The 23327-nt window shown below is 71.1% G+C and carries 22 protein-coding genes; 7 read left to right on the forward strand and 15 right to left on the reverse strand.

The window, feature by feature from the left end; genetic code table 11:
- Positions 1-12: 12 nt before the first annotated feature.
- From EZ242_RS00215 to mutL, 10 genes are all read right to left on the reverse strand, one after another.
- A complete protein-coding gene (locus EZ242_RS00215) occupies positions 13-1119 on the reverse strand; it encodes a lipocalin-like domain-containing protein (RefSeq protein ID WP_135283107.1) in 1107 nt (368 codons plus the stop codon).
- Positions 1120-1238: 119 nt separating this feature from the next.
- Positions 1239-2585, reverse strand: coding sequence for a hypothetical protein (locus EZ242_RS00220; protein ID WP_135283108.1), 1347 nt, complete (start codon positions 2583-2585; stop codon positions 1239-1241).
- 112 nt (positions 2586-2697) lie between these two features.
- Positions 2698-5226: an FtsX-like permease family protein gene (locus EZ242_RS00225; protein ID WP_135283109.1), complete on the reverse strand. Its 2529-nt coding sequence runs from the start codon at positions 5224-5226 to the stop codon at positions 2698-2700.
- Positions 5227-5263: 37 nt separating this feature from the next.
- Positions 5264-5749: a hemerythrin domain-containing protein gene (locus EZ242_RS00230; RefSeq protein WP_135283110.1), complete on the reverse strand. Its 486-nt coding sequence runs from the start codon at positions 5747-5749 to the stop codon at positions 5264-5266.
- Positions 5750-5885: 136 nt separating this feature from the next.
- Complete coding sequence (locus EZ242_RS00235) at positions 5886-6359, reverse strand: hypothetical protein (protein ID WP_135283111.1); 474 nt, start codon at positions 6357-6359, stop codon at positions 5886-5888.
- Between the two features lie 102 nt (positions 6360-6461).
- Positions 6462-7145 carry an ABC transporter ATP-binding protein gene (locus EZ242_RS00240; RefSeq protein WP_135283112.1) on the reverse strand — a complete coding sequence of 228 codons (684 nt, stop codon included), beginning with the start codon at positions 7143-7145 and terminating at the stop codon, positions 6462-6464.
- The gene (gene miaA / locus EZ242_RS00245; protein ID WP_135283113.1) at positions 7142-8122 is read right to left on the reverse strand and encodes a tRNA (adenosine(37)-N6)-dimethylallyltransferase MiaA; all 981 of its coding nucleotides are present in this window, start codon (positions 8120-8122) and stop codon (positions 7142-7144) included. Before miaA ends, EZ242_RS00240 begins: the two co-directional genes overlap by 4 nt.
- A complete protein-coding gene (locus tag EZ242_RS00250; RefSeq protein WP_205960568.1) occupies positions 8100-9332 on the reverse strand; it encodes a multidrug effflux MFS transporter in 1233 nt (410 codons plus the stop codon). Before EZ242_RS00250 ends, miaA begins: the two co-directional genes overlap by 23 nt.
- Positions 9333-9377: 45 nt before the next feature.
- On the reverse strand, positions 9378-10229 hold the full coding sequence (locus EZ242_RS00255) for an alpha/beta hydrolase (protein ID WP_135283935.1): 852 nt from the start codon (positions 10227-10229) through the stop codon (positions 9378-9380).
- Positions 10230-10264: 35 nt separating this feature from the next.
- Entirely contained in the window at positions 10265-12100 is a 1836-nt protein-coding gene (gene mutL / locus EZ242_RS00260; protein ID WP_135283114.1) for a DNA mismatch repair endonuclease MutL, read from the reverse strand.
- Positions 12101-12129: 29 nt separating this feature from the next.
- Here mutL and EZ242_RS00265 point away from each other — a divergent pair, with 29 nt between their 5' ends.
- The 3 genes from EZ242_RS00265 to EZ242_RS00275 are packed head-to-tail and all read left to right on the forward strand — an operon-like array spanning position 12130 to position 14618.
- Positions 12130-12786, forward strand: a complete 657-nt coding sequence (locus EZ242_RS00265) for a DedA family protein (RefSeq protein ID WP_135283115.1) — start codon at positions 12130-12132, stop codon at positions 12784-12786.
- A 37-nt stretch (positions 12787-12823) separates the two neighbouring features.
- Positions 12824-14134 carry an aromatic ring-hydroxylating dioxygenase subunit alpha gene (locus tag EZ242_RS00270; RefSeq protein WP_135283116.1) on the forward strand — a complete coding sequence of 437 codons (1311 nt, stop codon included), beginning with the start codon at positions 12824-12826 and terminating at the stop codon, positions 14132-14134.
- Positions 14135-14138: 4 nt separating this feature from the next.
- The gene (locus EZ242_RS00275; protein WP_135283117.1) at positions 14139-14618 is read left to right on the forward strand and encodes an aromatic-ring-hydroxylating dioxygenase subunit beta; all 480 of its coding nucleotides are present in this window, start codon (positions 14139-14141) and stop codon (positions 14616-14618) included.
- A 119-nt stretch (positions 14619-14737) separates the two neighbouring features.
- Here EZ242_RS00275 and EZ242_RS00280 read toward each other — a convergent pair whose 3' ends face one another.
- The 3 genes from EZ242_RS00280 to tsaE form a co-directional block, all read right to left on the reverse strand.
- Entirely contained in the window at positions 14738-14962 is a 225-nt protein-coding gene (locus EZ242_RS00280) for a glycine zipper 2TM domain-containing protein (RefSeq protein WP_135283118.1), read from the reverse strand.
- A gap of 170 nt (positions 14963-15132) precedes the next feature.
- Positions 15133-16494 (reverse strand): N-acetylmuramoyl-L-alanine amidase, encoded by a 1362-nt coding sequence (locus EZ242_RS00285; protein ID WP_135283119.1) that lies wholly within the window; start codon positions 16492-16494, stop codon positions 15133-15135.
- Entirely contained in the window at positions 16491-16979 is a 489-nt protein-coding gene (gene tsaE, locus EZ242_RS00290) for a tRNA (adenosine(37)-N6)-threonylcarbamoyltransferase complex ATPase subunit type 1 TsaE (protein WP_420821224.1), read from the reverse strand. The genes EZ242_RS00285 and tsaE overlap by 4 nt, the downstream gene beginning before the upstream one ends.
- A gap of 27 nt (positions 16980-17006) precedes the next feature.
- Here tsaE and queG point away from each other — a divergent pair, with 27 nt between their 5' ends.
- Positions 17007-18053 (forward strand): tRNA epoxyqueuosine(34) reductase QueG, encoded by a 1047-nt coding sequence (gene queG, locus EZ242_RS00295; RefSeq protein ID WP_135283936.1) that lies wholly within the window; start codon positions 17007-17009, stop codon positions 18051-18053.
- Here the strand turns inward: queG and EZ242_RS00300 are convergent.
- A complete protein-coding gene (locus EZ242_RS00300) occupies positions 18043-18960 on the reverse strand; it encodes an AEC family transporter (protein ID WP_135283121.1) in 918 nt (305 codons plus the stop codon). The two genes, queG and EZ242_RS00300, sit on opposite strands and share 11 nt — an antisense overlap.
- Before the next feature lie 127 nt (positions 18961-19087).
- Between EZ242_RS00300 and EZ242_RS00305 the strand changes: the two genes are divergently transcribed.
- Genes EZ242_RS00305 through EZ242_RS00315 form a run of 3 tightly spaced genes read left to right on the forward strand, consistent with a single transcriptional unit; the run spans position 19088 to position 22704 of the window.
- Positions 19088-20062, forward strand: coding sequence for a tripartite tricarboxylate transporter substrate binding protein BugE (locus tag EZ242_RS00305; protein WP_135283122.1), 975 nt, complete (start codon positions 19088-19090; stop codon positions 20060-20062).
- Positions 20059-20955, forward strand: coding sequence for a site-specific tyrosine recombinase XerD (xerD, locus tag EZ242_RS00310; protein ID WP_135283123.1), 897 nt, complete (start codon positions 20059-20061; stop codon positions 20953-20955). The genes EZ242_RS00305 and xerD overlap by 4 nt, the downstream gene beginning before the upstream one ends.
- Before the next feature lie 51 nt (positions 20956-21006).
- On the forward strand, positions 21007-22704 hold the full coding sequence (locus EZ242_RS00315; RefSeq protein WP_135283124.1) for a thiamine pyrophosphate-binding protein: 1698 nt from the start codon (positions 21007-21009) through the stop codon (positions 22702-22704).
- A gap of 62 nt (positions 22705-22766) precedes the next feature.
- On the opposite strand, the gene EZ242_RS00320 is transcribed toward EZ242_RS00315, so the two are convergent.
- Positions 22767-23258 carry an SWIB/MDM2 domain-containing protein gene (locus EZ242_RS00320; RefSeq protein ID WP_135283125.1) on the reverse strand — a complete coding sequence of 164 codons (492 nt, stop codon included), beginning with the start codon at positions 23256-23258 and terminating at the stop codon, positions 22767-22769.
- Positions 23259-23327 lie beyond the last annotated feature (69 nt).

Genomic DNA, 23327 nt, shown 5'->3' on the forward strand with positions numbered 1-23327 from the left:
TCCACCGATTCTTCAGCCCCCGAGGCGCAGCGGCCCAACATAACCTGTCATCTCCAGGTAGCCGGTGCCCACGCGCCGGCCCTGCGCGTCGAGCAGTTCCGACAGGCCCTCCCAGTACACCGCGCCGGTGGAAGCCCGGCTGTCCAGTTCCTGGTCCACCAGGAGGGCGCGCACGGTGAAGTCGCCGGCGGGGCACTGGAGCCGCCAGGTCACCGGGTAGCGCGCCTTGGATCGCGGGCTGGTCCACCATGTGATCGGCGTGAACACGGTGTGGCCCGCGTCGAAGGCGCGCACCGGCTGGCCCGGCGCGCGGAAGGAGCCACCGTCCCACACGGCGCTGCCGTCGGCGCGGCGCAGGCGGAAGGCCGTGAGCGCGCCGCCGTCGTCCAGGTTCATGCCGACCCAGTCCCAGCCCACGGCATCGGGGTGCAGCAGTTCCTCGCTCCATTCGTGGTCCAGCCAGGCCCGGCCCGTGCCTTCGAATTCGCGGCCGGCCACGCGAAGCAGCCCCGAGGCGCGCATCTGCGGCTGGCTGTAGTAGTAGCTCGCCTGGCTGGCCTGCGGCCCCTTGCGCGAGAGGCCCTGCGCGCCCTGCAGCAGCAGCGGCTGGGTCGGCTCGAAGCGCAGGTCCAGGGTGAAGCCCTCGGCCGGAACGAGCGCGTGGTAGCGCCCGTCCTGCCCGCGTTCCAGCTGCCAGTCGCGCAGGCGCACGCGCGTGTCGTCCTCGGCCGCCTCGGCGATGCCGAAGCCTGCGCGCGCGATGCGCTGGTCGTGCAGGAGCCGCTGTCCGTCCAGGTCGGTCACGGCCGCGTGAGCGAAGATGAGTTGCCGGGCCGCGAAGCGGGACTCGATGGCCTGCGCCGCATCCACCCGCGTGCGGAAGAAGGTCACCTGGAAGCCGAAGTCGCGCCCCGTGCCCGCGCGAAGGTGTCCGGTGATGTACCACCACTCGGTGCGGAACCCGGGATGCGCGCCGTGGTCGCGCGGGAACGCGAGCTGGCGCGGCGGCAGGGCCCACGCCGGGCGTGCCGCGGCGCCCGCGAGCAGCGCGAGGGCTTGGCGTCTCGAGAGGACAAGGCCGAACGCGGCGGGCGCGTGCGGGGCGGGGAGGTGGGCCATGCGCGCATGGTACGAGGCGGCCCGCCGCTGGAGGTGCGGGCGCATGCTGCGCTGACCCCATCCGCCGTCCATGCCAGTCCATCGGACCGGCGGCAGGCGACTTCCTGCCGCCCAGGCGTTCAGGACAGCAGTGCCATGCCTTCGGCTGCGAAGCGCGCCTGCGCCAGGTCCTCGCGCAGGCGGGCGCGGGTGGCGTCCAGTCGGCGGGTCAGTGCCGCCTTGGCGGGGTCCGGCATGGTCGTGCGCAGGCTGATGTAGGCGGACAGGCGGTCCAGATGCACCAGCGCTGGCCGGATGGCGGCAGCGAGCTCGGTGCCCGCGAGCCCGTTGCCGACGCACCTTTGCACCAGGCCCTGGTGTTGCGCACACCATGCGTTCACGCGTGCGTAGGCGGGCGCCCAGAGCGGGTCGTTCAGCAGCGTGGGTGGACGAACCCGGGGAATGTCGAGGTTGCGGCAGCTGTCGCCCAGGCGTGACTGCATCGTCTCCAGCAGCTCGAGAACCCGCTCCTCCTTGGGCACCGGGAACTCGCCGAGCGCGTCGAGCAGCACGCCCAGCAGGTCCAGGCGCGGCTGCGGCGCTTGCGCCAGGGTGAGCCAGACCTCCGCCAGCACCAGGCCGAAGTCCGCGGTGGACAGCCAGTGCCGCGCATCGCGGGCCTGTGCATCGGGCGGCGTGAGCAGGGCTTGCAGGTAGCGCCGGAACGCCGCCGCCGTCATCAGCCTGAGGCCCAGGCACGGCAGCACGGTATGGACGGCCAGCCGTACCGCGCGCACGACCACGCCCTCCACATCTTCCGGCGCGGGTTTGTCGGGAGAGTGGCGAAACGCCGCGGCAACCAGCGTGTCCAGGTGGGGACTCGCGGCCAGGGCGCGGGGGCCGCCGACGGTCTCGGCAAGGAAGCCCGAGAGGAAGGGGGCCAGTTCGCTGGCGGGCATGGCATGCGCGTCCAGGAGGTGCCTTGCGCAGGCTTCCAGGAAGGCCCCCAGCTGGCTGGCGTGGCAGCGGCCGAAGCGCAGGCCGAGCAGCGTGCCTTCGGCTCGTGCGTGGGTGGGACTGCCGGTGGCCCGGCGGGCCACGGATTCGAAGTACGCCGCCTGGCCTTCGGCGCCCCAGTCCGGCAGGCCGAGCTGCGTGATGGCACGCTTCGCGGCGGCGATGGTCGAGAAGGTCCGGCTGCGCCCCACCGGTTCGAGGCCGTGGCGGATGCATTCGGTCTCGATCTGCCACAGGGCGGACCGCAGCGCCTGGGTCTGCAGGACCAGGTTGCGGGCTTTTTCCGGCGCGCAGGGCAGTTCACGTGTCTGCTGCGCAAGCCCTTCGATGGCGTTGTCGAAGGTCTTCAGGCGCGGCGCCATCCATTGGCGCGCATCCAGCGGGGTCGGGCCCGGAGTCGAATCCGCGGGGGGTGGCGCGGAACCGAGCGGTGAGGTGAAGGGGAGGGCGGTGATCTTGCGGTCGGTCATCGAGGATTGGGGGACATGTCGTTGGGGGCAAGGTGCGTCAGCCGTGAGGTGCACGCGGCGATTCAGTAGCCCCAGGCACCCCCGCGTTCCATGCCCCCGCCGCTCGTGTCGCTCACCAGTCCTCCTTCACGGCCAGCACCGCATCGCGCCCCGCAGCGGCGCGGCCCGCAAGCCAGGCCGTGAGCGTGCCGGAGCCCACCACCGCCGCGCACAGCAGCGCGAGGCGGCCCCAGGGCACCTGCAGGTCCATGGTCCAGTGGAAGCTTTGCGGGTTGACCACGTGGACCAGCACCACCGAGACCGCCAGGCCCAGGACCAGCCCGGCGAGCGAGCCGATGGCGGTCCAGGCCGCGCCTTCGCCGGCCACCACCGCCAGCACCTGCCGGCGCGTGAGCCCCAAGTGGCGCAGCAGGCCGAACTCCTTGCGCCGCGCCAGCACCTGCGCGCTGAAGCTGGCCGCGACGCCGAAGAGGCCGATGGCGATGGCCACGCCCTGCAGCCAGTAGGTGACGGCGAAGCTGCGGTCGAAGATGCGCAGCGACGCGGCGCGGATGTCCCGTGCGCTGGAGACCTCGACCAGGCCGCCGGTTCCCGCTTCGCGCGCGGCCAGCGCCTCCAGCGCGGCGCGCACGGCGGCGGCGTCGGCCTGGGGCGCCAGCCACAGCTGCAGGTCGTTCACGCGTTCGTCGCCGGTGAGGCGTCGCCAGTCGCGCACGTCCACCATGATGGCGCCGCTCTGGCGCACGTAGTCGCGCCACACGCCGGCCACGAAGAAGGTCGAGCCGGGCGACGCCAGGCCGAAGGCCCGCGCCAGCGCCGGCACCGCGTCGCCCGGCGACAGGCCGTAGAGGTCCACCATGGCCTCGCTCACGTACACCGCCACGCGGCCTTCCGGGGCTGGCCGGGGCGTGCCCACCAGGGGCAGCGATTCGGCGGGCTCGTCGATGGGGCGGGCGATGAGGGTCACCGGCGGGCGGCCCGGGTCGAGCAGCAGCGAGCGCACGCGCTGCGTGCCCACGCGCTCGATGCCGGGCAGGGCGGCGGCGCGCTGCACGAAGCCCGGCTCGAGGAAGGCCGCCTCGCCGGCCGCCGAGCTTTCGGCCGTGCGGGCGTAGAGGTCGGCCGGCAGCACCACGTCCAGCCAGCGGCTCACGGACTCGCGGAAGCTCGCCACCATGACCGTCAAGGCGACGGCGAGGGCCAGCGAGGCCACCACGCCGCTCACCGCCACCGCCGCGCTTTCGCGCACGCGCCGCGCCCGCTCGACCGCGAGCTGCGCCAGCAGCCATCCCGCGACCCGGGGAGCCAGGCGGTCATACACCGCGGCGACGCCGAAGGGCAGGGCCGTGATGCCGCCGACCAGCAGCAGGCCCACCGAGGCATAGGCGCCCAGCGGAAGACCGGCCACCGGTGGCAGCAGGGCCATGAGGCCTCCCGCGGCGACCAGTGCCAGGCTCCAGGCGGCGCTGCGTCGTCGACCGCCGGCCGCGCCGAGTCCCTTGAGCGCCTGGGCCAGCGGAAGCTGCTGGGCCGAGCGCGCGGGAACCCAGCCACCGGCCAGTGCGGCGGCGACGCCGAGCAGGCCATAGACGAGGGCGCTCGGCGCGCTCCATTGCAGCGCGGGCGCCACGCCGGAGAAGTAGCCGCCGCCCAGGTCGCCGCCCAGCAGGCGCAGGGCCAGGGCCGCGAGCGCGGTGCCCAGCGCGATGCCGGCGACGCTGCCCAGTGCGCCCAGCGCCAGTGACTCGGCCAGCACCAGGCGCAGGCGCTCGCGCGCGGTGAGGCCGAGGACGCCGAGCAGGGCGAGCTGCTGCAGGCGGCGCGCCACGCTCAGCGACAGCACGGAGTACACGAGGAAGGCGCCGGTGAAGAGGGCCACCAGCGCCAGCACGGTGAGGTTGACCCGGTAGGCGCGCGAGAGCTGGCTCACGCGCCGGGCGGCATCGCCGGGCTCGGTCGCCACCACGCCCGCGGGCAGCGCCAGCGAACGCAGCAGCGCCTCGCGCGGCGTGCCGGGTGCCAGGCGCAGGTCGATGCGGGTGAGCTCGCCGCCGCGCCCGAAAAGGTCCTGCGCCGCACCGATGTCCATGACCGCCGTGGGCGCGCCGGTTGCCGAGACGCTGCCCGCCACGCGCAGCGTGCGCAGCCGCAGCCCCGTCTGCACGGACAGCTGCCCTGCGGGCAACACGCGTCGCGCGGCGGGGTTGAGGAACACGGCATCGGGCGCGAAGAGGTCGAAGCGGCCAGCGCCGTCGGCCAGCGAGGGCATGAGCGCCGGCGCGATGGCTGCCACCGCGAGCGCGTCCACGCCCAGCACCCGCAGCGCGACGCGCTCGCCCTGCAGGTCCGTGGCATAGGTGGCCAGCTCGAGCACCGGGCTGGCCTGGCGCACCTGGGGGTGGGCCGCCACGCGCGCATACAGCGCCTCATCGAAGCCGCCCTGCACGGCCCGCAGCTCCAGGTCGGGCTCGCCGTTGACGGAGCGCACGGCGCTGGAGAACTCGCTCAGCGCCGAGGCGTTGATCAGGTGGACCGAGAAGGCCAGCGCCACGCCCAGCATGACCGCCAGGACGGCGGCGAAGCTGCGCCAGGGGTGGTGGCGCAGTTCCTGCCAGGAGAAGCTGCGAAGCAGGGCAAGCATGGGGCCGATTGTGGCCGCGGCCCCGGCCGGGCTGCGCTCAGGCAGTCGCCTCCATCTCGGCCATCAGTTCTTCCTTGCGGGCCTCCAGCTCGTCGCGCATGGCGACCAGGTCGAGCTTGCGGGCGCTGCGGGCCTTGGTGAAGATGTCGCTGCGTTCCTCCTTGACGTGGTGGTCCACGTACTCGCCCAGCACCTTGACCTTGGCGTCGAACATCGGGTCGGAAGCGTCCATCTCCTGGATCTGCGCGATGAGGTCCTTGGCGCTCTGGTGTTCGACCGTGGCTTCGTCGAGCAGGTCGGTTTCCTTGATGGCGCCGCGCAGCGCCGGGTAGAAGATCTCCTCCTCGATCTGCGCGTGCACGGTCAGCTCCAGGCAGATGCGGCGGGCGAGGTCCAGTTTCTTCTGCGCGGCGCTCTTCGCGCGCGATTGCGTGGTTTCCTCGAACTCCTTGAACATCTTCTTGACGGCTTTGTGATCGGCGTCGAGCAGGTCGCAGGCGTCCTTGGTACGGGTGCTGGGCATGGGTGTTCTCCTGAATGGGGAGGCTGATGATTGCGGCCGCCTCGAAGCGCCCAGGTAGGAAAAGGCCGGTTGTGGAACGGCGAAAAAAAGCCGCGGGCACCGGAGTGCCCGCGGCTTTTGGGTGCCGTGTGGCAGATCAGTTGCGGTCGGCGCGCATCCGCGGCTCGGTGATCACCGGCTCCGGCGCGCGATACACCGGCGCCTGGGCCACGATCGGTTCCGGCTGGCGCGGCTGCATCACAGGCGCCTGCGCCACCGGCTGCGATTCGGCCGGCGGCGGCGTCACGACGATCACCTCGGTCGGCTGGGGCGCAGCGGCCACCACGGGCTCGGCCGGCACGACGACGGCCAGCGGGACCAACAGCACTTCAGGCGCAAGCGGTGCCACCTCGTTGATGCCGGTCTCGCCCATGGGCGCGCCGTACATGTTCTGCTGGCCCGCGCCGATCGCTTCGTTCGCGACGTCGGCATTGGGGGGCACGGACTGGGCCGAGGCCAGGCCCATCGTGGCGGCGGCCGAGATACCCACCATGAGACCCATCAGCTTGGAATGTTTGATCATCTTGCTCTCCTTGAAAAGACGGTTGAAGTTGGACACGCGGCCTTTCATGGCCTGCTGTTCCTGAAGGCTAGGCCTGGACCCGCAAGGGGGGACGCGGACCGCGCCTTGCCCGGGCGTCGGACGATTCCGGTCGCCCAGGCGGGGCGTGTCCTAGCCTTCCGTGGGCCTCAGGCCCTCGCTTGTCAGGCGCAGGACGCGGTCCGCGCGGGCGGCCGCGGCCTCGGAGTGCGTCACCAGGACCAGCGCGGCGCCGTGGTCCCGCGTCTGGGCGATGAGCAAGTCCAGTACCCGCGCCGCCGTCGTGGGATCGAGGTTGCCGGTGGGCTCGTCCGCCAGCAGCAGGGCCGGCCGATGCACCAGCGCCCGCGCGATGGCCACGCGCTGCAGTTGCCCGCCACTGAGTTGCTGCGGCAGCCGCGCTTCCAGGCCGCCCAGGCCCACGCCTTCGAGCGCGGCCTGGACGCGCTGGCTGCGCTCGGGCTCGGGCGTTCCGAGCAGGAGCAGCGGGAGGCCGACGTTCTGCGCCACATCCAGGTGTGGCAGCACATGGAAGGCCTGGAACACGAAGCCCACGTGCCGCCGGCGGATGAGGGCACGCTCCTCGTCGTCCGCCTCGTCCAGCAGGCGCCCGCACAGGCGCACCTGGCCCCCGTCCCAATGGTCCAGGCCGGCCAGGCAATTGAGCAGCGTGGATTTGCCGACGCCGGACTCCCCGAGGATGGCGACGAACTGGCCGGCCGGAACCTGCAGCGACACACGGGAGAACACCGCCTCCTCGCCGTAGTGCCTGGCGAGGTCCGTGACCTGCAGCACGGGGATGCCCTCGCCACTCATGCCGCGCCTTTCGCGAGTGCGCTCGCGCGCACGGCCTGCAGCACCCGATCGAGCGCGTCGGGGGCGTCGCAGGCGATCACCACGCGTTCGCTCATGCCGCGCAGCCACGTGAGCTGTCGCTTGGCAAGCTGGCGCGTGGCCGCGATCCCGCGCGCCTGCAGTTCCGAGAGCGGCGGCGCCTCGCCGCGCTCCTGCGCATCCAGCCATTCCCAGGCCTGGCGGTAGCCCACGCAGCGCATGCTGGGCAGCTCGGGCGAGAGCCCGGGCCGGGCCCGAAGGGCGCGTACCTCGTCGAGCAGTCCGCTGCGCAGCATGTGCTCGAACCGCTGCGCGATCCGCTCGTGCAGCCAGCTGCGCTGCGCAGGTTCCAGGGAAAGCAGCAGCGCCGGCGGCCGGACCTCGTGCTCTCGCGCCTGCGCATGCCACTCGCTCAGGGGGCGGCCCGAGAGCTGCCAGACCTCCAGCGCGCGCTGGATGCGCTGCGCATCGTGGGGTGCGAGGCGGGCCGCCGTCGAGGCATCGACGCGCGCCAGCTCGGCGTGCAGCGCGGGCCAGCCCTCCACGCGCGCACGCGCCTCCAGGGCTGCACGGACCAGCGGGTCGGCCGCGGGCATCTGCGCCAGGCCCTCGAACAGCGCCTTGAAGTACAGGAGCGTTCCGCCCACCAGCAGGGGCACCGCGCCGCGCGCGCGAATCTCGCCGACGAGGCGGCGGGCATCGGCGGCGAACTCCGCGGCGCTGTAGGTCTGCGCGGGGTCGCGGATGTCGATGAGGTGGTGCGGCACGGCGGCGCGTTCGGCGGCATCGGGCTTGGCCGTGCCGATGTCCAGGCCGCGGTACACCAGCGCCGAATCCACGCTCACGATCTCCACCGGCAGCTCGCGCGCGATCGCCAGCGCCGCCGCGGTCTTGCCCGAGGCGGTGGGCCCTGCCAGGGCGATGCAGGGCAGGACCTCAGGCACCGGGGGCTTCGCCATGTCGCCGGATCAGGGTCCAGGCCACCAGGGCCAGCGCGCTGCCCCAGAACCACACGCCCAGCACCAGGGGCCGCACCGAGCCGCCGGCCTGCTGCCCCAGCCAGGCGCCCATGAGGAAGGCGACCACCATCATGAGAAAGCCATTGAGGGCCGAGGCAGCGCCCGCCGCGTGCGGGAAGGGCGCCACGGCGGCGGCCTGTCCGCAGGGCTGGTGCACGCCGTGGGCCAGCATGTACAGCCAGAAGGGCACGAGGATGGCCCAGACGCTGCGCACGCCGGCCAGGGCGAGCAGCGCCATGGACGTGACCGCCAGCAGCGTCACGGCGCCGGCCAGCATCACCGCGCGCCGCATGCCCAGGCGGACCAGCAGGCGCCGGCAGATGAAGGTGCCCACGATGTACACCGCGGAGATGGAGAACAGGGCCAGGCCGTACTGCACGCCGGACAGGCCCAGCACCTGCATGAACACGAAGGGCGAACTGGCGAGGAAGGTGAAGAGCCCCGCGTAGGAGGTGATGGCCAGCGCCGAGGCGGCCTGGAAGCGGCGGTTGCGCAGGATGGTGGCCCAGCTTCGCACCAGTGCCGCGGCGTTCAGCGGGGCGCGTCGCTGTGGCGGCAGCGTCTCGGTGAAGCGGGCCGCGAGCAGCGCGAACAGGGCGGCGCCGAAGACGGCCAGCACCGCCAGCGCCCAGCGCCAGCCCAGCGCGTCGCTCACCCAGCCGCCCAGGGGGGCGCTCACGCAGGCGATGACGCCCAGGCCGCCCAGCGCCATGGACAGCGTGCGCGCGCCCTGCTGCGGCTCGTACAGGTCGCGCACGATGGCCCGCGCCCCCATGACCGCGGCCCCCATGGCCGCGCCCTGCACTGCGCGCCAGACGAGCAGGGAAGCGAGCGAGCCGGCCAGGGCGCAGCCGACCGAGGCCAGGGTGTACAGGGCCACGCCCGTGAGCAGCACCGGCCGCCGGCCGAAGCGGTCCGCGAGCGGCCCCCAGCCCAGTTGCGAGATGCCGAAGGCGAGCAGCAGGCTGGTGAGCGTGAGCTGCGCCTGCCCGGGTGCCGCCCCGAAGCCCCGCGTGAGCTCGGGCAGGGCGGGCAGGTACAGGTCGGTGGTGATGGGCTGGATGCCGAGCATCAGGGACAGCAGCAGCACCACGAGCGAGGGGCCCATGGGCGCTGCGGCGCCGCGCTCGGCCGCGGGCAGGGCGGACATCCGCCGGAGGGTAGCAGAGACCCGTGGTCCGCCGCCCCGAGGAGATCAGTGCGCCGCCGCCTGGAACAGCTGGTCGATGGCTTCGCGGTACAGCGGCTGGCCCAGGGACATGGTGCTGTGGTGCGAGCCCCCCTCGACCAGCAGGAACTTCTTGGGCCCGTGGGCGGCGTCGAACAGGCGCCGGCCCAGGTCGGTGGCGATCAGCGTGTCGCGGCTGCCGTGCACCACCAGCAGCGGCGAGCCGATCTGGCCGACCTTGCGGACGGATTCGAAGCGCTGCGTGATCAGCGGCCCGATGGGCAGCCAGCCCCACTTGAAGGTGCTGGCCAGTTCGGGAATGGAGGTGAAGGTGCCCTCGACGATGGTGCCCCGCTCGTCGGAAACGCTGGCGGCCAGGTCGATGGCGATGGCCCCGCCCAGCGAATGGCCGAAGATGTAGCGCGGCCGGCCCGGGTAGCTGCGCGCCAGCCAGTCCCAGGCCGCGCGGGCGTCCTCGTAGGCCATGGCTTCGGAGGGGAGGGACTTGGTGCTCTTGCCGAAGCCCCGGTAGTCGACGGCCAGCACCGAGAAGCCCAGCTCCTGCATGCGCCGGATGCGTCCGGCCGATCCGGCCACGTTCCAGCGCGCCCCATGCAGGTAAAGCATCAGCGGCTGGCCGGCGCGGGGCTGGTCGGCCGGCAACCACAGGCCGTGCAGCTGGACGTTCTCGCCGCTGATGCGCGATTCGAAGTTGATCCAGACGTCTTCCATGCCTTCGGCCAGCGAGGCGCTGCCGCCCCAGGCACGGTCGCTGGGCTGGAAGATCCATACGCGCTGCTTCTCGTCGAGCGTGGCGCAACCGAGGGAAAGGCCGCCCGCGAGCACGGCGGCGGCCAGGAGCATGAACCAGCGCTTCATCACGTTCCTGCTGATCACCTTCAGGCCGGGAAAGTTCATCGACCGCGCAGGAAAAGGCCGTCGAGCTCCCGCAGCGACAGCTGCCGCCAGGTGGGGCGGCCGTGGTTGCACTGGTCGGCGCGTTCGGTCTGTTCCATCTGTCGCAACAAGGCGTTCATCTCCTCCACCGTGAGGCGGCGGTTGGCGCGCACCGCGCCGTGGCAGGCCATGGTGGCCAGCAGCTCGTCGCGCGCGCGCCGCACCACGGTGCTGGCATCGTGCTGCGCCAGTTCGGCAAGCACGCTGCGTGCCAAGTCCACTGCGTTGGCCTGGGCGAGGTGCGTGGGCAGGGCGCGCACCGCCAGGGTGCGCGCGGAGAAGGGGGTGATCTCCAGGCCCAGGCTGCGCAGTGCCTCCGCGCAGGCTTCGGCCGTGGCGACCTCCTCGGGCGTGGCGGCGAAGGTGGCGGGGATGAGGAGCGGCTGGCTGGCCAGGCCCTCGCCGTCCATCTGCTGCTTCAGCCGCTCGTAGACGATGCGCTCGTGCGCCGCGTGCATGTCGACGATGACCAGGCCCTGCGCGTTCTCGGCCAGGATGTAGATGCCCTGCAACTGCGCGAGCGCGCGGCCCAGGGGCCAGTCGCCGTCGGGCAGGGCGGGGGCGGACGCGGGGGCCGGGGCGGGTTCGGACACGCTCGGGGCCGGTGTCCGGTTCCACAGCAGCCCGAGGTCCGACACCGGCAGGCCGGATGGCGCGGGCTCGCGCGCCGCGAAGGCCATGGCGGGCTGCCGCCACGCGGCAGCCGGCACGGCGGCCGGCAGCGGCGGCGCGGGGTCGTCGGTCAAGGCCTGCTGGCTCTGCGGCGCCTGCCCGGCGCGTGGGGCGGCCAGGGCGTTCTCGATGGCGTGCCGCACCACCTGGTGCACGGCGCGGCCGTCGCGAAAGCGCACCTCGATCTTGGTCGGGTGAACGTTCACGTCCACCTGGGCGGGATCGATTTCCAGCGACAGGGCATACACCGGCTGGCGCTGGCCGTGCAGCACGTCCTCGTACGCGCTGCGCGCCGCGTGGGCGAGCACCTTGTCGCGCACGTAGCGGCCATTGACCCAGGTCCACTGCTGGTCGCCGCGCGCCCGCGCGGCATCGGGCAGGCCCGCACGGCCCCAGACGCGCAGCGGACCGGCGCGCCAGTCCACGGCCACGCTGGCCTCGAGGAAGTCGGCGCCCAGCACGTCGGCCAGGCGCTGCTCCCAGCGCGGCGTGGCGCGCCACTGTTCGACCAGCCGGCCTTCGTGCCAGATCGCGAAGCCCACCTCGGGCCGCGCCAGGGCGTGGCGGCGCACGGCCTCCACGCAGTGCGCCAGCTCGGTGCTGTCGGTCTTGAGGAATTTGCGGCGCGCCGGCGTGCTGAAGAAGAGTTCCTTGACCTCGACCGTGGTGCCCACGCTGCGCGCCGCCGGCCGCAGCTCGCCGCTGCGCGCATCGAGCAGGTAGGCGCTGGACTCCTCGGCCGTACGCGAGAGCAGGCTGAGCTCGGACACCGAGGCGATGGCGGCCAGCGCCTCGCCGCGAAAGCCCATGGTGCCCACCGATTCCAGGTCGCCCAGCGAGGCGATCTTGCTCGTGGCATGTCGCTTCAGGGCCACGGGCAGCTCGGCCCGGGCGATGCCGCAGCCGTCGTCTTCCACGCACACGAGGCGCACGCCCCCGGCCAGAAGGCGCAGCGTGACCTGCGTGGCGCCGGCATCGAGCGCGTTGTCCACCAGTTCGCGCACCACGGACGCCGGCCGCTCGACCACCTCACCGGCCGCGATCTGGCTGATCAGCTCGTCCGGAAGTTCACGGATCGGACGGCGCGGCGGGGGGGACAGCAGGGCATTCACACCAAACATTCTAGGTGTCGCTCCATAATGCCTCGGCCATGGAATACGTCGCCTTCCTGATCGACTTCATCCTGCACGTGGACGTGCACCTGGAGACTTTCGTCCGCAATTACGGGGCCTGGGTGTATGCCCTGCTGTTCCTCATCGTCTTCACCGAGACGGGCGTGGTCGTCATGCCTTTCCTTCCGGGCGACTCGCTGCTCTTCGTGGTGGGTGCGCTGTGCGGCGTGGGCTTCATGAGTTTTCCCATTGCGGTCACGGTGCTGCTGGCCGCGGCCATCCTGGGCGACCAGTGCAACTACCACATCGGTCGCTACTTCGGCCCCAAGGTGTTCCAGTGGGAGCAGTCGCGCTACTTCAACCGGCGCGCCTTCCTGCAGGCGCACGAGTTCTATGAGCGCTATGGCGGCATCACCATCGTGATCGCGCGCTTCATGCCCTTCATCCGCACCTTCGCACCGTTCGTCGCGGGCGTGGCCGAGATGACCCGCTGGAAGTTCAGCGCCTACAACGTCGGCGGCGCGCTGGTCTGGGTGCTGGGCATCTGCACGGCCGGTTACTTCCTCGGCAGCATGCCCTTCGTGAAGGCGCACCTGGACAAGATCATCTGGGCCATGATCTTCATTCCCGGGCTGATCGTGCTGGGCGGCGCCTGGCAGGCGCGGCGCAAGGCGGCGGCCATCGTGCGGGGCTGACGGCGCGGGCTACCATTGGCGGCTGGAGACAGACGCCATGAATGCCCCCCAAGCCCTTTCCCGCTGGAGCCGCGAGGGCTCCAGCCGCGTGCCCTTCTGGGCCTACACCGATCCCCAGGTGTACCAGCGCGAACTCGAGCGCCTCTTCTACGGCCCCCACTGGTGCTACGTCGGCCTGGAGGCCGAGATCCCCAAGCTCTTCGACTACAAGCTCAGCTGGGTCGGCGAGCGCCAGGTGATCATGGTGCGCGACCGCGTCGCCCCGGCCGACCAGGGCCGGGACAGCGGCGTGCGCGTGATCGAGAACCGCTGCGCGCACCGGGGTGTGCGTTTCGTCAAGCAGCCCCAGGGCAGCGTGCGCAGCTTCACCTGCCCCTACCACCAGTGGACCTACAAACTCAACGGCGAGCTGGCGGGCCTGCCGTTCAGGAACGGCGTGAAGGACGGCGACAGCGTCAACGGCGGCATGCCGGCGGACTTCGACCTGAAGGCCAATGGCATGACCCGGTTGCGCGTGGCCGTGCTGCACGGCCTGGTCTTCGCCACCTTCAGCCCCGACGCCGAGCCGCTGGAGGAGTATCTCGGCCCCGAGCTCATGCCCTGGCTGGATCGCATCTTCAAGGGCCGCACGCTCACGCTCCTGGGCATCAACCGGCAGCGCATTCCGGGCAACTGGAAGCTGATGATGGAAAACATCAAGGACCCCTACCACCCGGGCCTGCTTCACACCTGGTTCGTGACCTTCGGCCTCTGGCGGGCCGACCAGAAGAGCCGCATGGTGATGGACGCCCAGGGGCGGCACGCCGTGATGATCTCGCGCCGCAACGACGGCGGCGAGAACCGGCAGGTGACCGAGGGCGTGACCTCGTTCAAGGCCAACATGACGCTCAAGGACGACCGCCTGCTCGACGTGGTGCCGGAACCCTGGTGGACCGTCCCGGACCCGGGCCGTCCGGGCGAGAGCATCACGCCGACGGTGACCATGATCACGCTGTTTCCCAGCGTCATCATCCAGCAGCAGGTCAACTCCCTGTCCACCCGCCACATCGTGCCGCGCGGCGAGGGCGAGTTCGACTTCGTCTGGACCCACTTCGGTTTCGCCGACGACACGCCGGAGATGACGCGCAGGCGCTTGCGCCAGGCCAACCTCTTCGGGCCCGCCGGCTTCGTCTCCGCCGACGACGGCGAAGTGATCGAGTTCAGCCAGCAGGGCTTTTCGCAATGGGGCGAGGACGGCAGCACGCTGTGCGAACTGGGCGGCACCGACTGCGCCCCGACCGAGCACATGGTGACCGAGACGCTGATCCGGTCCATGTATGCCTACTGGCGCCGCGTGATGGAGCTGTGAGCCGATGAGCCAGGAACGCCTCATGCTGCAGCTGGAGATCGACCAGCTCAATGCCGACTACGCCGCCGCGCTCGACGAGCGCCGCTTCGACGACTGGCCGCTCTTCTTCACCGAAGACGCGCACTACACCGTGCAGGCCCGGGAGAACCACGACCGTGGCCTGCCGCTGGCCCTGATCGCCCTGGAAAGCCGCGGGATGATGATGGACCGCGTCTACGGCATCACGCAGACCATCTACCACGGTCCGTACTACACGCGGCACGTGGTGGGCCCGGCGCGGGTGCTGGCGCAGGACGAGGGCCTGGTGAGGGCCCAGGCGAACTACGCCGTCTTCCGCACCCGGCCGGGAGATGCGAGCGAGGTCTACAACGTCGGGCGCTACATCGACGAGATCGTGCGCACGCCCGAGGGCCTGAAGCTGCGCAGCCGCCTGTGCGTCTACGACACCGAGATGGTGCTGAACTCGCTGATCTACCCGATCTGAGCTTGCTGCCTCCCTCCCCCTCTTGGGGGAGGGGCGGGTGGGGGCCACGCGCGCCGACGACGCCGCTTCACGCGCGCCCCATCCCAGCCTTCCCCCAGAGGGGGAAGGGGCGTCAAGCATCAGCGGCGGTTCGGGTCGGTTACCCGGTTGCCGATGTAGCCGCCGGCAGCCGCGCCGCCCAGCGTGCCCAGCGGCCCGCCGAGGACGGCGTCACCCACCAGGCCACCGGCGGCGGCGCCGCCGATGGTGCCCAGCGTCTGGTTGTCCATGCGTTCGATGCTTTCGCAGCCGGTCAGGCCCACCAGAGAGACGGCCGCAGCGGCGAGGACGAGCTTGAGTTTCATGGCGTTCACCCCTTGAGTTGTTGGGCCGCGAGACGTCGCGACCTTCCATGCGGGTGACTTTAGGAACCGCTCGGGCCTGGGTTCTGTCAGATAAATGAGCCGGCGGTTGTCGCCGCTTCACGCCCGGCTGTGCCGGCCTCGGCAGACTCGGCCGTTGCGCCGTGCACGCTTCAAAGCGCGCGGCTGCGCGCAAGCGGCGGGTTGGCTTCGAAGTAGGCCTGGATGCCGCGCATGAGCGCGTCGGCGAGCTGCTCCTGGTAGTCGTCGCTGCGCAGGCGCGCTTCTTCCTCGGGGTTGCTGATGAAGGCTGTCTCGACGAGCACGCTCGGGATGTCCGGCGCCTTGAGTACCGCGAAGCCCGCCTGCTCCACGCGTGGCTTGTGCAGGTGGCCGACCTGCTTGATCTCGCCCAGCATGGCGGCGCCCAGGCGCAGGCTGTCGCGGATCTGCGCCGTGGTGCTCATGTCCAGGAGCACGCGGGCCATGTGCTTGTCCTGGGTGTCCACGTTCAGGCCGCCGATCAGGTCGGCCTGGTTCTCCTTGTTGGCGATCCAGCGCGCGGCGGTGCTGGAGGCGCCGTTCTCGCTCAGCGCATAGACGCTCGCGCCGCGCGCGCGCGGCGTGGTGAAGGCATCGGCGTGGATGCTCACCATGAGGTCGGCCTGCACGCGCCGCGCCTTCTGCACGCGCACGCCCAAGGGGACGAAGAAGTCGGCGTCGCGCGTGAGGAAGGCCCGCATGGGGCTGCCCTTGACGCTGGCCGCATTGATGCGCGCCTGCAGCTTGCGCGCCACCGACAGCACCACGTCCTTCTCGCGCGTGCCGTTCGGGCCGATGGCGCCGGGGTCCTCGCCGCCATGGCCGGGGTCCAGGGCGACGATGATCAGCCGGTCGGTGCGGCTGCCACGGGCCGCGGGCCCCATGGGGCCTGTTGCCAGTTCGGGCCGGGTCAGGACCAGCGGAGGCGGGCGCTGCGCCTGGCGCTGGATCAGCTCACCGAGCGGATCGGCCGCGGCGATGGCGGTGTCGGGTGCGGGCACGGGCGCGGGCGCGGGCTCGGCCAGGGGACGCTCGCGCAGGCGCTCGGCGATCAGCGCCTCCAGCGGATCGATCGGCTGCTGCGGATAGAGGTCCAGCACCAGGCGGTGCTGGTAGGCGGCCACGGGGGGCAGATGGAAAACCTGCGGACGCACGTCCTGCTTGAGGTCGATGACCAGCCGCACCGTGCCCGGCGCGTACTGGCCCACGCGGATGCCGGCGATGTAGGGGTCGTCGGCCTGCACCTTGGCCACCAGCTCGCGCAGCGCCGGGTCCAGGTCCAGTCCCTCGATGTCCACCGCGAGCCGCGGCGGGCTGGCCACGGTGGTCTGGGAGGAGCGCAGGAGCGCGTCGGACTCGATGGTCACGCGCGAGTAGTCGGGCGCGGGCCAGACCCGCACCGCGACGATGCCGGCGCCGCGCGCGATGTGCTGCGACCCCAGCAGCAGCACCAGCGCACCGCCACGCAGCAGGGAGCGGCGGGCCAGCCTCATGCGAGCAGCTCCGCGCCGGTGGCCGACAGGGGCGTGGCCCGCACGCGGCGGCCTTCGTCCTCCTGCACCTCGATGGCCAGGACCAAGTCGGGCCGGGGCAGCAGGCCGGCGGCCTTCTCGGGCCACTCGGCGAGCTTGAGGCCCGGCTGCGCGAACACGTCGCGAAAGCCCGCGTCCTCCCATTCGCGCGGGTCCTCGAAGCGGTAGAAGTCGAAGTGCCAGATGGCCAGGGCGGGCGTCTCGTAGGGCTCGACCACGGTGTAGGTGGGGCTCTTGATGCGCCCGGCCACGCCAAGCGCACGCAGCAGGTGGCGCACGAAGCTGGTCTTGCCGGTGCCCAGTTCGCCGCGCAGTTCGATGAAGGCCCGGGCGATGGCCGGGTTGGCCGCCAGGCCTTGGGCGAAGGCGCGCGTGGCGTTCTCGTCCGCCCAGTGCAGCACCAGGGGGCTTCCTACAATCGGCGGGTGACGTTCGCTCGCGCTCAGCTCGATCCTCCTGCGCTGCTGGGCCGCATCCGGCTGTGGGCCCTTGAGCTCGGATTCTCGCAAATCGGGGTGGCCGGAATCGACCTCTCCTCGGCGGAAGACGGTCTTTTGCAATGGCTGTCGCATGGCTTCCACGGTGACATGTCCTACATGGCCGCCCATGGCCTGAAGCGCGCGCGGCCCGCGGAGCTGGTTCCCGGCACGGTGAGCGTGCTCACCGCGCGCATGGACTACCTGCCGCAGGGCACGCCCGAGGGCTGGCAGGCCGTCGAATGGGAGCGCCTGCGCCGCCCGGGCGAGGGCGTGGTGTCTCTCTATGCGCGCGGACGGGACTATCACAAGGTGATGCGATCGCGGCTGCAGAAACTGGCCGAACGCCTGGCCGAGGACGTCGGGCCCTTCGGCCACCGCGTGTTCACGGACTCCGCGCCGGTGCTGGAAGCCGAACTCGCCACCCGCAGCGGCCAGGGCTGGCGCGGCAAGCACACCCTGGTGCTGGACCGCGAAGGCGGCTCCATGTTCTTCCTGGGCGAGATCTACCTGGACCTGGCGCTGCCGACCACCGACCCGGTGAGCGCGCACTGCGGCAGCTGCGAGGCCTGCGTGCACGCCTGTCCCACCGGCGCGATCCTCGGGCCGGGCGTGCTGGATGCGCGCCGCTGCATCTCGTACCTGACCATCGAGCACGCCGGGTCCATCGACCCCGCGCTGCGCCCGCTCATGGGCAACCGCATCTACGGTTGCGACGACTGCCAGCTCGCCTGCCCCTGGAACAAGTTCGCCCGGCCCGCCGTGCTGGCGGACTTCGATGCCCGCGACGGATTGGTCGGCACTCCGCTCGCCGACTTGCTGTCCTGGAGCGAGGCGCGGTTCCTGCAGCGCACCGAAGGCTCGGCGATCCGCCGCATCGGCCACGAGCGCTGGCTGCGCAACCTGGCGGTGGCAGCGGGCAACGCGCTGCGCGCCGGGGAGGGGGACGCGTCGCTCGTCGCCAGCCTGGAGGCGTTGCGAAGCCATTCCAGCGCGGTCGTGCGCGAGCACGTGGCGTGGGCGCTGGCGCAGGCTACGGCCTGAGGGTCCCGAGCACGCCCAGCGCGAAGGGCAGGCTGAAGCCGGCGGCCACGGTGGACAGCGTCACCAGGGCCGCGACGTACGGCCCGTTGTAGCCCATCTTGGCCGCGAGCACGTAGCAGCTGGAGGCGGTCGGCAGGGCCGAGAAGGCCAGCAGGATGGTGGTCTGCGCCGCGTCCAGCCGCAGCAGCAGGGCGGCAGCGAGGGCGATCACGGGCAGGAGCAGGTGCTTGATCGTGAGCACCGAGGCGGCCAGGAACTTGCCGTTGGCCAGGGAGCCGAACTGCATGCCCGCTCCGGCGGCCATCAGGCCGAGCGCGATGGAGGTCGCGCCGATGCGCGAGACCGTGGGCTCCAGCCAGCCGGGGATGTGCAGGCCCAGGAGGTTGGCCGACAGGCCCGCGGCCGTGCCGATGATGAGCGGGTTGCGTGCCAGCGCCGCGCCGAAGTGGCTGCCCGAGTCGCGCGCCATGGGCCACACGGCGCCGATGTTGAAAAGGGGCACGCAAAAGCCGATCAGCACCGCGATCAGCTGCAGTCCCTGCGGGCCGGCCAGGCGTTCGGCCAGGGCGAGGCCGATGAAGGAGTTGAAGCGGAAGGCCACCTGCGCCGAGGCGGCGTGGTCGCGCCGGTCGATGTGCCGGCGCAGCAGCGGCAGCCGGGGCAGGTAGTAGGCCAGGCCGATGCCGGCCAGGCCGGTGAGCACGCCGGCCACGATCAGGCTGGAGGTGGCGCCCACGTCCAGGGGGCTGCGCACGATGGACTGGAACAGCAGGACAGGGAAGAGGAAGTAGTAGACCAGCGCCTCCACCTGGATCCAGACGGTGCGATTGAGCGCCGTGTAGCGGCACACCAGCCAGCCGCACAGGATCAGGGAGAAATCGGGGAACAGCAGCTTGGCGAAATCCACCGGCCGAGCATAGCAAGCAGGAGGCAGGCGTCTTCGGGTTAGCCCTTATCGGTGTTCTCCAGAGGCGTGAAGGCCCGCGCACGCCGTTACCATCGCGCGACTGTTGTTCACAAATAGGAGTGTTCTGATGAAACGTCGCCAATGGTTCGCCCTGTGTGCCGCCACCGTCACCGTGTTCGCATCCGGTGCCGCGCTGGCCCAGGCCTACCCGAGCCGGCCCGTGAAGCTGCAGGTGCCTTTCGCGCCGGGCGGCACCACCGACATCGTGGCCCGCGTGATCTCCGAGCCCCTGGGCAAGAACCTCGGCCAGAGCGTGGTGGTGGAGAACAAGGCCGGCGGCGGCGGCATCGTCGGTGCGGCCGAGACCGTGCGCGCCACACCGGACGGCTATTCGCTGGGCATGGCCACGGTGTCCACGACGGCGGCCAACCCGGCCATCAACCCCAAGGTGCCCTACAACCCGGTCACCGACTTCACGCCCATCGTGAACATCGCCGCCACGCCCAATGTGATCGCGGTGCACCCCAGCTTCCCGGCCAAGGACTACAAGAGCTTTGTCGAGGAACTCAAGCGCAACCCGGGCAAGTACTCGTACGCGTCCTCGGGCACGGGCGGCATCGGCCACCTGCAGATGGAGCTGTACAAGAACCTGTCCAACACCTTCGTCACGCACATCCCGTACCGCGGCGCGGGCCCGGCGCTGAACGACACGGTGGCCGGCCAGGTGCCCATCATCTTCGACAACCTGCCCTCGGCGCTGCCCTTCATCCAGAGCGGCAAGCTGGTGCCCATCGTGGTGGCGGCGCCCCAGCGCGTGGCTTCGCTGCCCAACGTGCCCACCTTCAAGGAAGTGGGCCTGGAGCCGGTCAACCGCATGGCCTACTACGGCATCCTCGGTCCCAAGGGCCTGCCCAAGGAAGTCGTGGAGAAGGTCCATGCCGGTACCGTCGCCGCGCTGAAGGACCCCGCCGTGCGCAAGCGCATCGAGGACACCGGCTCGGTCGTCATCGGCAACACGCCGGAGCAGTTCGCGCAGCAGATCAAGGCCGAGTACGAGGTGTACAAGAACGTGGTTGAAAAGGCCGGCCTGAAGCTCGATTGAGCTCCCCCCAGCCCGACCCTTCCATCGACGCGTTCATCGACGCCCTCTGGCTGGAGGAGGGCCTGTCGAAGAACACGCTGGCGGCGTATCGGCGTGACCTCACGCTGTACGACCGCTGGCTGCAGTCCCAGGGCCGCAGCCTCGCGGCCAGTACCGAAGCCGAACTGCACGGCTATTTCGCCGCCCGCCACCGGGAGACCAAGGCCACCTCGGCCAACCGCCGGCTGGCGGTGCTGCGGCGCTACTTCCGCTGGGCGCTGCGCGAGCGCCGCATCCAGGTCGATCCCACGCTGAAGCTCGCCCCGGCCAAGCGGCCGCTGCGCGTGCCGCGCACGCTCACGCAGGCGCAGGTCGAGGCGCTGCTCGCGGCGCCGGACATCGACACCCCCCTGGGCCTGCGCGACCGCGCCATGCTGGAGCTGATGTACGCCAGCGGGTTGCGGGTGTCGGAGCTGGTCACGCTCAAGGTGCTGAACGTGGGCCTGAACGAGCACGTGCTGCGCGTCTTCGGCAAGGGGGGCAAGGAGCGGCTGGTGCCTTTCGGCGAAGTGGCCGCCGACTGGCTGCAGCAGTACCTGCGCGAGGCGCGCGAAACCATCCTGGCCGGGCAGCGGACGGACGACCTCTTCGTTACCGCGCGTGGCGCGGGCATGACCCGGGCCATGTTCTGGGTCATCGTGAAGAAGCAGGCGCTCGCTGCGGGCATCACCGCGCCGCTGTCGCCGCACACCCTTCGGCACGCCTTCGCCACCCACCTGCTCAATCACGGCGCCGACCTGCGCGCCGTGCAGATGCTGCTGGGCCACGCGGACATCTCCACCACCACCATCTACACGCACGTCGCGCGCGAGCGGCTCAAGCAGTTGCACGCCGCCCACCACCCGCGCGGGTGAGCCCGCCCGAGCGCGTGCTTGCCTTCATCGCGACGGCCTAAGATCGCGCGCATGAATTCCAACGCGCAAACCCTGGGTGGCCACCTGCTGGTCGAATGCCTGGTCGCCCAGGGCGTCACCCACGCCTTCGGCGTCCCCGGCGAAAGCTTCCTGGCTGTTCTGGACGGCTTCCATCGCCACGCGGAGCGGATCCGCTTCGTCGTCAACCGGCAGGAGGGCGGCGCGGCTTTCATGGCCGAGGCGGTGGGCAAGCTCACCGGCCGTCCGGGGGTGTGCTTCGTCACGCGCGGGCCCGGCGCCACCGCTGCGTCCATCGGCATCCACACGGCCTTCCAGGACTCCACCCCGATGGTGGTCTTCGTGGGCGACGTGGCCAGCCACCAGCGCGACCGCGAAGCCTTCCAGGAAGTGGAGTACCACAGCTTCTTCGGCCCCAGCACCAAGGGCATGGCCAAGCGGGTGGAGCGTATCGACGACGCCCAGCGCATCCCGGAATACGTCTCGCGCGCCTTCGCCACGGCCATGAACGGACGCCCCGGGCCGGTGGTGCTGGTGCTGCCCGAGGACATGCTCACCCAGCCCGTGTCGGCCCGGCCGCTGCCGCGCGTGGAGCCGGTGGAGGCCTGGAGCGACCCTGGCGCCCTGCGTCGCCTGCGCGAGCTGCTCCTGGCCTCGCAGCGGCCCTTCGTCATCGCCGGCGGGGGAGGCTGGACCCCGCAGGCCGCGCAGGCCCTGCAGCGCTTCGCCGAGAACTGGCAGCTGCCGGTGGGCAATGCCTTCCGCTTCCAGGACTGCTTCGACAACCACCATCCGCTGTACGCGGGCGACGTGGGCATCGGCATCAACCCGGCGCTGGCCCGCCGCATCCGTGAATGCGACCTGCTGATCTGCCTGGGGGCTCGGCTCGGCGAGATGACCACGAATGGCTATAGCCTCATCGAGCCGCCGCTGCCCGCCCAGAAGCTGGTGCACGTGCATGCCAGCGCCGAGGAGCTGAACCGGGTGTACCGGGCCGAACTCGCCATCAACGCCACCATGAACGCCGCCGCGCGCTCGCTGGAGGTGCTGTCGGCGCCCACGGAACTGCCCTGGCGCGACTGCGCCGCCGCCGCGCACGCCGACTACGAAACCAACCTCCAGCCGCAGCAGCTTCCGGGTGACATCGACATGCCAGCCATCGTGCAGGTGCTGCAGAAGCTGCTGCCGCCGGATGCGGTGCTCACCAACGGCGCGGGCAATTTCGCGAGCTGGCTGCACCGCTTCTATCGCTACCACGGCCTGGCCAAGGGCCTGAAGACCCAGCTCGCCCCCACGGGCGGTGCCATGGGCTACGGCGTGCCGGCGGGGATCGCCGCCAACCTGGTCAGCGGCAGGATCGCCTTCACCATCGCGGGCGATGGCGACTTCCTCATGAACGGGCAGGAACTGGCCACCGCCTCGCAGCACGGCGCGAAGTCCATCGTGCTGCTCCTGAACAATGGCATGTACGGCACCATCCGCATGCACCAGGAGCGCGAGTACCCCACGCACGTGCATGGCACGGCCCTGGCCAACCCGGACTTCGTCGCCCTGGCGCGCGCCTACGGCTGGAATGCCGAGCGCGTGGAGCGCACCGCGCAGTTCGAGCCGGCCCTGCGCGCCGCCCTGGCGAGCGAGCGGGGCACGCTGATCGAGGTGCCGCTGGACCCGGAGGTGATCACCACGCGGGTGAGCCTTTCCACCATTCGCGAGCAGGCGCTCGGTCGCTGAGCCTGCGCCGCAAAGAAAAAGGGCCGCTCGACGCGGCCCTTTCTGCTTCCGGTGGAACCGGCTTACTTGACGTGCTTGCCGATCAGGCCCGCCATCTCGAACATGGACACCTGGTTCTTGCCGAACAGCTCCTTGAGCTTGGCGTCGGCGTTGACCATGCGCTTGTTCTGCGCGTCCTGCAGCTTGTTCTTCTTGATGTAGGCCCACAGCTTGGAGACGATCTCGGTGCGGGGCATGGGGGTGCTGCCCACCACGGCCGCGAGCGCGGCGTCGGGGGTCAGGGGCTTCATGAACGCGGCGTTGGGAGTGCGCTTCTTGGCGGGCGCCTTCTTCGCAGCGGCCTTCTTCGCCGGAGCGGCTTTCTTGGCGGGGGCCGCGGCCTTCTTCGCCGGAGCCGCCTTCTTCGCAGCAGGGGCCTTGGCGGCCGCCTTCTTCGCGGGCGCGGCCTTCTTGGCCGGAGCGGCCGCCTTCTTCACCGGGGCGGCTTTCTTCGCGGGAGCTGCCTTCTTGGCAGCGGGCGCCTTCTTCGCCGCAGCTTTCTTCGCAGTTGCCATGTCTGAAATTCCTTCTAGAAGTTGCTCTTGATCGCCAATGCAATGCATGCGGCATTGGCAGTGCGGATG

Source organism: Ramlibacter rhizophilus (assembly GCF_004681965.1).
Lineage (GTDB): Bacteria > Pseudomonadota > Gammaproteobacteria > Burkholderiales > Burkholderiaceae_C > Ramlibacter > Ramlibacter rhizophilus.